We start from the raw sequence: 6,320 nt of genomic DNA, 5'->3' as shown, positions 1-6,320 counted from the left end.
GCCCGGCGGCGACCCCGGCGCGCAGCTGCGCGGGGCCCGCGCAGGGAGCCGCGGCGCGGCCGGGCGCCGCGGCGCCCGCCGGACGGCCCATGGGGACGCCGGTGCGGCATCGGACCTCGGGTTCGCGCCGGGCCCTGTGCCTCGCCGCCCTCCCCCTGTGGTCGGTCATTCGATCCCCCATCTCGCGGCGTCGTCGCCGTCCCACGCAATCACCGTAGGCGGCTGTCAACGCGTGTGAATCCCCCGCCGGACCGGTCAGGCCCTCCTCCGAAGGAAGGATCCGTCGGCCCCGCTCTCGTCCGGCCCCGGGCCCACAGGTGGCCGGTGGGCGACGCGGTCCCCGCCGCGACATCCGGACGGGGTCCATCCTCGCAGGCCGGGGGCGGTATGGCCGGTGTACGGCACGGAACCGTCCGGTTGCGGTCAGCGCCGAACCGGACGGTCCGCCGCGCCGTCTTCTCCGGGACGTTCCACGGCCGGGGCCAGGGTCGTCCCTACAGGGGTGAACTCGGCGTTTCCCGGTCAGGACGGGACAGATGTCAGGCGCGCTGCGCCCGTGCGGAGGCGTACAGGCACACGGCGGCGGCCGTGGCCAGGTTCAGGCTCTCGGCGCGGCCGTAGATCGGGACGCGGATCACCTCGTCGGCGTGCCGGAGGGTCTCCTCGGGGAGCCCCCACGCCTCGTTGCCGAACACCCAGGCGGTGGGGCGGGCCAGCAGCCCGCCGTCGATGGCCTCGTCCAGGGTGCGGTCGCCCGCCCCGTCGGCGGCCAGGACCGTCAGCCCGGCGGACCTCAGGTCGGCGGCCAGGCCCTCGAACCGCGGGCCCATCACCACCGGGAGGTGGAACAGGCTGCCCGCGGACGCCCGGACGCACTTGCCGTTGTAGGGGTCCACCGACGCGTCGGTGAACACCACCGAATCGGCCCCGGCCGCGTCGGCGGTGCGCAGCACCGTGCCGGCGTTGCCGGGGTCGCGGACGTGCGCGAGCACCGTCACCAGTTTCGGCGAGGCCGCCAGGGCGTCGGCGAGCGGCGCGTCCACGAACTCGCAGACAGCCAGCAGCCCCTGGGGGGTGACGGTCTGGGCGAGCTCGGCCATCACCTCCCCGCTCACCCGCAGCACCGGCACGCCCGCCTTGTCGGCGGCCGCGATCAGCTCCGGGTGGCGGGTCTCGGCCTCGGCCGTGGTGAACAGCTCGGCGAGGCCGCCGGGGATGGCGAGCGCCTCCCGGACGGCCTGCGGGCCCTCGGCGAGGAACCGGCGCTCACGGCGCCGGAACGCGCGCTTGGCGAGCCGGCGAGCGGCCTTCACCCGTGGTGAACGGAGCGAGGTCAGCTCGCGGCCCGCCATGCTCACACCGATGCCCGTGCTCGTCGTTCCGGCCGCGCTCAGGCGGCCTTCTCACCCTCGGCCGGCAGCGCGGCCTTGGCCACCTCGACGAGCGCCGCGAAGGCGGCGGCGTCGTTGACGGCCAGCTCGGCCAGCATGCGCCGGTCGACCTCGACCTCGGCGGCCTTCAGGCCCTGGACGAACCGGTTGTAGGTCATGCCGTTCGCGCGGGCGGCGGCATTGATGCGCTGGATCCACAGCCGACGGAACTGGCCCTTGCGGTCCTTGCGGTCCCGGAAGGCGTAGGTCATGGAGTGGAGCTGCTGCTCCTTGGCCTTGCGGTACAGGCGCGACCGCTGGCCGCGGTAGCCGCTCGACCGCTCCAGGACGACCCGACGCTTCTTGGCGGCGTTGACCGCCCGCTTGACGCGTGCCACGTTTCGAACTCCTTCGTGGGGGCCGGCGACTCGGGCGCCGACCCGTCGTACGGATTGCTGGTCTGGCGGCTGCTTACTTGCGCAGCAGCTTCTTGATGTTCTTCGCGTCGGCGGGCGACACCACGACGGTGCCGTCGAGACGGCGGGTCCGCTTGGTGGGCTTGTGCTCGAGCAGGTGGTTCTTGTTGGCGCGGCGGCGGATCACCTTGCCGGAGCCGGTCAGCTTGAACCGCTTCTTGGCCCCGCTGTGGGTCTTGGTCTTCGGCATGGCGCCGTCGTCTCCCTCTCGTTCGGACCCCCGTGCTCGGGCACGGAGGCACGCCTGATCGGCGTTGCACCACGGGTCGCGCGGTGCGACGCCAGGTCAGGCTCAATGTACGTGCGTCTCTGCCCCGCTGCCGCGGGGCCCGCCCCGCTCGCGCGGGGCACCGGCGCCCCGCCGGGGACCGGCGGCGCTCAGCCCTGGGCGGACTCCTGCTCCTGCTCCTGCTCCCGGGCGGCGCGCTCCGCCTTGGCCTCGGCCTTGGCCTCGGCCTTCTTCTTGTGCGGGCCGAGCACCATGATCATGTTTCGGCCGTCCTGCTTCGGCCGGGACTCGACGAAGCCGAGCTCGTCGACGTCCTCGGCGAGGCGCTGGAGCAGCCGGTAGCCGAGCTCGGGCCGGGACTGCTCACGACCGCGGAACATGATCGTCACCTTGACCTTGTCCCCGGCCTTGAGGAACCGCACCACGTGACCCTTCTTGGTCTCGTAGTCGTGCGGGTCGATCTTCGGCCGGAGCTTGATCTCCTTGATGATCGTGTGCGCCTGGTTCTTCCGCGCCTCACGCGCCTTCATCGCGGACTCGTACTTGAACTTGCCGTAGTCCATGAGCTTGGCGACGGGCGGGCGCGCGGTGGGCGCCACCTCGACCAGGTCGAGATCCGACTCACGCGCGAGTTCAAGGGCCTTGGCGATGGGAACGATGCCCACCTGTTCGCCGTTCGGGCCGACGAGCCGGACCTCGGGCACGCGAATGCGGTCGTTGATACGCGGTTCGGCGCTGATGGGACCTCCTAGGAGCCGTGCGTGCAAGCTTGCGACCGGTTGTACCCCGAGGCCTCTCATGCGAAAAGCCCCGCACGACGCGCATGCGGGGCCACCTTCGGTCGAGCGCGCGCCCCTGGGGGACGGTGCGCTCGGAACGGACGCCTGAGCGCCGTTCACGGACCGGGACCCACCGGCCGAACGGCCGGTCAGGTGGGAGGTGGCCTCCGCTTGAACGTCCGGTGCGCTCCCTCCGCGAGGAGAGAGGCACAGGACCGGTCAGCCACCAAGACTAACACCTTTTCGGCGCTCCCTGTTCCACCCCGCCCCGGGGAATCGCCCCTTCCGGGCTGGAACTCCGAAGTCGGCGGCCCACGAAGCCTGCAACTACGGCACGTAACCAATATATTACCATCCGAAAGTAGCCTCCAGGACGAGACCGGCATGCCCGGCGGAGCGTCCGAGCGCCCCCGGCCGCCGGTCGGTCCAGGGTGAGGGGCATCTTCCCGAACGGTGCGGCTCCGTGGGCGGGCCACCGGGTTACGGTTGGACCAGGACGGCCCGCCGGGCCGCGCTGCCAGGGGTTTCCGCCATGCCCGCATCCGCCGCGCCCACCGCCTCGTCCGCGCCGTCCGGCGCCCCGGTCCGGCTCGAGTTCGCGCAGAAGGCGTTCATCGTGGCCGGCGACCCGGTGGCCGGCGACCGGCTGCTGATGGTGCGCAAGGCGAGCACCGACCCGCACCATCCCGGGCGCTGGGAGGTGCCCGGCGGGAGGCTGCACATCGCCGGCGACCTCGACCTCGACGATCACATCCGGCGCGAGGTGTGGGAGGAGGTCGGGCTGAAGGTGGATCCCGGGCCGCCGTTCCACCTGTGGCAGTGGTTCATGCCGGACGGCTCGGGCGAGCAGGTCCGGGTCGTGGCGGCCGCGCGGCACTGCCGTCCGCTGACCCTGGACGTGAACCTGCTGAACCGGGTGCCGGACGACCACCTGGACGAGTCGGCGTGGGTGCCGCTCGGCCGGGCCGCGTCCCTGGAGCTGATCCCCAGCCTGCGCCCGGTCCTGCGTGAGTTCCTGCGCCGCTACCCGGCGACCTTCTGATGCTCCGGCGCGCGCGTCCGGGCGGGCTTCCGTCCTCCCCGGCCCCTGGGAGACCGGCGGGCACGGCACCGCCGGAATCTCCGGCGGTGTCCGCGCAGGGACCGGCGGCAGAGACCGCCGTCGCCTGTCCGGGGCTGGCGGGGGCGGCGCGGCGGCGGTTCTCCGTGGTGGTGCTGGGCGACGTGCGGATCGAGGTGCGGGCCACCCTGCCGGACGTCCGGTTCACCGAGGTGTCCGGCGACCGGCTGGCGTACGCGCCCGCGCACGCCGTGGTCGGCGGGACGGCGGTGAACATGGCGCGGTGGGCGGTCCGGTACTTCCGGCGGGTCGCGGTGCTGGGCCGGATCGGCGATGACGACTTCACCCCGGTCGTGCGGCGGGAGCTGCGCCGGATCGGGGCGCGGGACCTGCTGCGCGCGGAACCGGGGGCGGAGAACGGCGTGACGGTCATGCTTCGCGACCGGGCGCCGGAGGACGGGCGCGGCGCACGGTTGCTCATCGCCGGGCCGAACGCGCCGGACCGGCGGATCTCCCCCGCCGACGTCCGGAAGGCGGCGGGTGCGATCCGCCGCGCGGACGCGCTGTGCTGCGACGGGTACGCCTCGCTCGCCGCGCTCTCGCGGGCGGCCCTGCGCACCGCGATGGAGATCGCGCGGGACGCGGGCACGCTGGTGCTGTTCGACCTCGTCCCGCATGACGTGGACGAACGGCTTCCGATCATGGACGCCCTCGCGCCGCTCCCCCTCGCGGACGTGGTGGTCAGCGAGGCCTCGACACTGGCGCGGCTGCTCGGCCTGCCCGCTCCGGTGACGGCGGACGGGGCGCGGGCGCTCATCCCCTCCTTGGACGCGCTGGTGCCGGGACGTCCGCTCTGGCTCCTGCGGTTCGGGCCGTCCTCGCTGGAGGGTGTGCTCGCGCACCGGCGGGGTGAGCTGACGGTCGACTATCCGTCCGGTTACGGGGAAGGTGCGGAACGCGTCGGTTTCGGGGACCGGCTCGCCTCGGCCGAGTTGTACTGGTGGCTCGCCCGCCGCGCCGCGCGCTAGCCCCACGGTCGCGCTGCCCAGTGGCAGTCGTGCTGCGTTCTAGCCTGCCCTTCGCACCGGTGCGTCAGGCGGCCAGGCCGGTGTCGCCGGAGGCGGTGCGGAGGGCGCCCAGGGTGTCGAGGAAGCGGGCCTTGCTGTCGGCCTGCGCGAACACCTCCTGCCAGCGCCACGGGCCGGGCCGTCCCAGCGCGGTCGCCGCTGCCCGGCGCAGGTACTGGCCGGGCACGCCGTCGCCGGGGTGGACGGTCGCGATCCCGGACTCCTCGACGAGCAGGTAGGAGTGTCCGGCACGGTGCCGCTCCCGCAGGACGGCGTGGGTCGCCGGGACGCCTTCCAGACCGTCCAGCTCCGCCAGCGCGCGCACCCCGGTGACACGCGGCAGCAGATGCCAGTGGAAGTGGTCGACGCAGGCCCCGCCGCCCTGCGGCGTCGCCGGGCCGTGCTCCAGGACCAGCAGCGCCGAGTCTCCGAAGGCACGCCGGCAGAGGTCCGCGACCGTGTCGCGCCAGGCGAGGGCGCGTTGCCACAGGCCGGGATCGAACGCTCCGGCGCAGGGCAGGTGCGCGGCCGAGACCAGCAGCAGATGGCCGGTCGTGAGCGGCGCGAGATCGGGCATCAGGAAGAACGCCTCGTCGGCCGCGAGGACCGCCTCCGCCCCCGGCAGCCCGGCGATCGCGTTCAACCGGAACCGCAGGGGCGGGCACAGGACGCAGTCCTCGTCCGTGAGCGCCTGGGCCGCCGCCATGCCAGCCTCCTCCGTCCTCCCGGAGGGTGCCCGCCGGGACGGCACCGATATGCGCGAAACCGCCACAACTCTGGCACCCCGGCGGTAGAGGTCCCGCCCTTCCGGGCACATACCCATCAGAAGGCCCCGACAGTGAACATTCCCCTGAACCAGCGACCGCGGCGCACCGACCGACCGCGGAACGCCCGGCCGGACGACGACCGGCCCGGCGGTGACCGGCCGGGCGGCGGCCCGCCGGACGGCGACAGCCTCGACCTGGCCCTGCTCCACCAGGCCCTGGACGCCTCCCTCGACATCCTGCGCGACACCTACGCGCCCGCGGACGGCACCGGCGGCGGCTGGTACCACGAACTGGCCCGGCCCGAACCCGGGACGACCGCCACCGCGCTCGGACTGCTCGCCTTCACCGCGGCCGGACGGCCCTTCGAGCACTTCGACGCGGGCCTGGCGTTCCTGGCGGCCCGGCAGGTGGAGTCCGACGACCCGCTGCGCGACGGCGGCTGGGCCACCAAGACCAGCCTCGGCATGCCGGTCGTGGAGGCGACCGCCTGGATCGCCCGGTTCCTCGCCGTCGCCCGCTGCGACCTGCGCCCGGACGCCCCGGACCTGCGCCGCGCCTACCGCTGGCTGCTG

General features: G+C 73.9%; 8 protein-coding genes. 3 read left to right on the top strand and 5 right to left on the bottom strand.

The genetic code is table 11. From position 1 onward, the window contains the following. Window positions 1-539 precede the first annotated feature (539 nt). From AB0J52_RS22785 to infC, 4 genes are all read right to left on the bottom strand, one after another. Window positions 540-1,352, bottom strand: coding sequence for a TrmH family RNA methyltransferase (locus AB0J52_RS22785; protein ID WP_500183952.1), 813 nt, complete (start codon window positions 1,350-1,352; stop codon window positions 540-542). A 38-nt stretch (window positions 1,353-1,390) separates the two neighbouring features. Beyond that, window positions 1,391-1,768 carry a 50S ribosomal protein L20 gene (gene rplT / locus AB0J52_RS22780; RefSeq protein ID WP_026415008.1) on the bottom strand — a complete coding sequence of 126 codons (378 nt, stop codon included), beginning with the start codon at window positions 1,766-1,768 and terminating at the stop codon, window positions 1,391-1,393. Between the two features lie 73 nt (window positions 1,769-1,841). Next, window positions 1,842-2,036: a 50S ribosomal protein L35 gene (rpmI, locus tag AB0J52_RS22775; protein ID WP_026415009.1), complete on the bottom strand. Its 195-nt coding sequence runs from the start codon at window positions 2,034-2,036 to the stop codon at window positions 1,842-1,844. A 188-nt stretch (window positions 2,037-2,224) separates the two neighbouring features. Beyond that, entirely contained in the window at window positions 2,225-2,779 is a 555-nt protein-coding gene (infC, locus tag AB0J52_RS22770; RefSeq protein WP_500183950.1) for a translation initiation factor IF-3, read from the bottom strand. A gap of 607 nt (window positions 2,780-3,386) precedes the next feature. On the opposite strand from infC, the gene AB0J52_RS22765 reads away from it, so the two are divergent. Together AB0J52_RS22765 and AB0J52_RS22760 are read left to right on the top strand one after the other, a co-directional pair. Continuing rightward, the gene (locus AB0J52_RS22765) at window positions 3,387-3,896 is read left to right on the top strand and encodes an NUDIX domain-containing protein (RefSeq protein ID WP_500183949.1); all 510 of its coding nucleotides are present in this window, start codon (window positions 3,387-3,389) and stop codon (window positions 3,894-3,896) included. Window positions 3,897-3,982: 86 nt separating this feature from the next. Next, complete coding sequence (locus AB0J52_RS22760) at window positions 3,983-4,942, top strand: PfkB family carbohydrate kinase (RefSeq protein WP_500183948.1); 960 nt, start codon at window positions 3,983-3,985, stop codon at window positions 4,940-4,942. Between the two features lie 64 nt (window positions 4,943-5,006). Here the strand turns inward: AB0J52_RS22760 and AB0J52_RS22755 are convergent, their stop codons facing one another. After that, complete coding sequence (locus tag AB0J52_RS22755; RefSeq protein WP_500183947.1) at window positions 5,007-5,687, bottom strand: HIT family protein; 681 nt, start codon at window positions 5,685-5,687, stop codon at window positions 5,007-5,009. A gap of 132 nt (window positions 5,688-5,819) precedes the next feature. On the opposite strand from AB0J52_RS22755, the gene AB0J52_RS22750 reads away from it, so the two are divergent. Continuing rightward, window positions 5,820-6,320 (top strand): hypothetical protein (locus tag AB0J52_RS22750; RefSeq protein WP_500183945.1); only part of this gene is annotated, 501 nt, incomplete at its 3' end.

The sequence above is a fragment of the Spirillospora sp. NPDC049652 genome (genome assembly GCF_040675125.1).
GTDB lineage: Bacteria > Actinomycetota > Actinomycetes > Streptosporangiales > Streptosporangiaceae > Spirillospora.
The sequence above is the reverse complement of the archived record's forward strand: the minus strand, read 5'-3'. Positions and strand labels throughout refer to the sequence as shown.

Coding starts and splice junctions, on each gene's coding strand:
- AB0J52_RS22785 (WP_500183952.1), bottom strand. CDS start 1,352: ATGGCGGGCCGCGAGCTGACCTCGCTCCGTTCACCACGGGTGAAGGCC.
- rpmI (WP_026415009.1), bottom strand. CDS start 2,036: ATGCCGAAGACCAAGACCCACAGCGGGGCCAAGAAGCGGTTCAAGCTG.
- AB0J52_RS22765 (WP_500183949.1), top strand. CDS start 3,387: ATGCCCGCATCCGCCGCGCCCACCGCCTCGTCCGCGCCGTCCGGCGCC.
- AB0J52_RS22755 (WP_500183947.1), bottom strand. CDS start 5,687: ATGGCGGCGGCCCAGGCGCTCACGGACGAGGACTGCGTCCTGTGCCCG.